The organism is Xenorhabdus santafensis (assembly GCF_033949405.1).
GTDB classification, from domain to species: domain Bacteria; phylum Pseudomonadota; class Gammaproteobacteria; order Enterobacterales; family Enterobacteriaceae; genus Xenorhabdus; species Xenorhabdus santafensis.
The window spans coordinates 1-1972 of record NZ_VCDN01000082.1; the positions used below are offsets into that span (position 1 = coordinate 1).

Annotated in this window: 2 protein-coding genes; one reads left to right on the top strand and one right to left on the bottom strand. The window is 32.9% G+C overall.

Translation table 11 applies throughout. The features are described from left to right. The first annotated feature begins 882 nt into the window (after nt 1–882). Nucleotides 883–1674, top strand: a complete 792-nt coding sequence (locus FE392_RS16840; RefSeq protein ID WP_319931357.1) for a hypothetical protein — start codon at nt 883–885, stop codon at nt 1672–1674. A gap of 81 nt (nt 1675–1755) precedes the next feature. On the opposite strand, the gene FE392_RS16845 is transcribed toward FE392_RS16840, so the two are convergent. Next, entirely contained in the window at nt 1756–1935 is a 180-nt protein-coding gene (locus tag FE392_RS16845) for a DUF3761 domain-containing protein (protein ID WP_319931358.1), read from the bottom strand. Between the last annotated feature and the right edge of the window lie 37 nt (nt 1936–1972).

Genomic DNA, 1972 nt, shown 5'->3' on the forward strand with positions numbered 1-1972 from the left:
TACGTTGTTGTCCGATAAATTGCATGAACTCGGTTGTCCGAATATATCGGCTGATTCGTGTCGAATAAAATGGGGCAATAATAAATAACAAGTGAATAAAGACCAAATGACATCAAGTAAAATTCAAAGTGTCATTCAACAATGACAGGATAAAAAATTAAAATTATTGCCGTTAAAAACGAATATACTCAAATAAAAAGCATTATTAGCGAATATAACCACTTAAATGGTTCTCCATAAAAGGCGTTTTTCCCAATCCACTGATATAAATATAAAAAAAAGATGCCAGACTTGACAAAATCATGATCATCCTCATTTTATGATATAGATCACAAAAAATTACTTTTAGGAATTAGCCTTTATTTTACTTAATGAAAAAATGTGAAAATAAATGATGCATTGGCAATGATGTATTGACATGAAACATATAAACGCCATCTATTAATTTAAATGAAAAGTAAATTTCTTGGTGAAATAAGATAAATCTTAATTTCGTATTGAAAAAGATATAAATAGTTATATCAGAAAGTATTTTAAAATGCTTTCTGACCGAGTATCGATGGGAATTCCAGCTATATCTTCATAATTATGACCTGCTATAATATTTATTGTACGTTGTCTATTTTTTATTGGCCTTTGCTGGATCAAACATACACAAATCGGATTGGAAATTTTTTAATTAATAAAATATCCACTTTTAATATATTTCCGATTGCACTTAAGATGCCAACCCAGCCCCATCATAAAAACCGGAAAGATCTGCACGACATTCCGATCTTTTAGCACCATCCAGTTTATTAAGTTTCAGCACTAAATTTATATTACAAGTGAATTACACCCCCTTCTAACCATAAACAAAGATTTTGAATGAAAAGGAAAAATATGATAGACCCAATGCAAAACGCAATAACCTTTCCGAAAGGCTGGTTTCTTATGCTCAATAGTGATACGCCCTTTTATTGCAATCATGGATGTACTGTCCCAGATTTTGCTGATGCGGGCATTCTTATTGGCTATAACAAAAAAAACGGGATTTACTTCAAATTCGCCTATGAATCTACCGAAATTAAAGGGGGTGAGCCTCAGCCGGGCATCTATATTCTGACTATCCGAAAATATAATTATGATTACAACTCACGCCATTATGGTTGTTGTGTTTCTGCAGAAGTCAAACAGACCCAGTGCCCAAAAGAATTTAAAAACATTATGACCGATATGCTAAAAATGTCGGAGGAACAGTCCACTTTTAAAGAAATAAAACTGCCTAAGTTCCAAGGAGAATGCACACCTCAATTGTATCAGTGTATTCATGATTTTTTCACCCGTATTAAAAAAGAAATCACGAATGAAATTATGCCCTTAGTCACCGCCTCCGTATATGAAGACGGAGAGGAGAATATTCTTTATCTTCGTAACTTGTACTATGGTGATGCTAAAAGTCCCTATCGGAGAGAGGATTTGGTTAAACGTGAAATACATAAAACAGTGGTCACGGAAATTCACAGGAAATTTGAATTACTCGATAAAACAAGAAAACTTGAGTATGGGCGCGACCTTTATTCTTTTCTTTTTCGATCGCAAAAATACAATCTCAGCGCCTTTGTACCTAAAAATGTGAGCTTATGTGACGTATTTATGAGCATGAGCGATCCTCATAATGAAAAAATCATGTGATAAAAATATTAAAAAAGTCGGGATAATATTTACATTCCGTCTTTATATGTTTTTATATTAATTAATCGAGCTAACATCATATTAATTTATATAATAGTCAATTCCGCCATGATAAGAACAGGCGCCTGATCCGGTAGAAGTTGAATATTCGCCATCCATACACACTGTTTTGACATTAGGATCTGAGGAATCCGTTGTTATATATGCAAAACCTGAACCCGAAAAAAAAATAAAGAGAACTAATAAGATAATCTTTTTCATAAATTAAATACACCTCCTTGGATTCGACTAATAAGTG

Coding starts and splice junctions, on each gene's coding strand:
- FE392_RS16840 (WP_319931357.1), top strand. CDS start 883: ATGATAGACCCAATGCAAAACGCAATAACCTTTCCGAAAGGCTGGTTT.
- FE392_RS16845 (WP_319931358.1), bottom strand. CDS start 1,935: ATGAAAAAGATTATCTTATTAGTTCTCTTTATTTTTTTTTCGGGTTCA.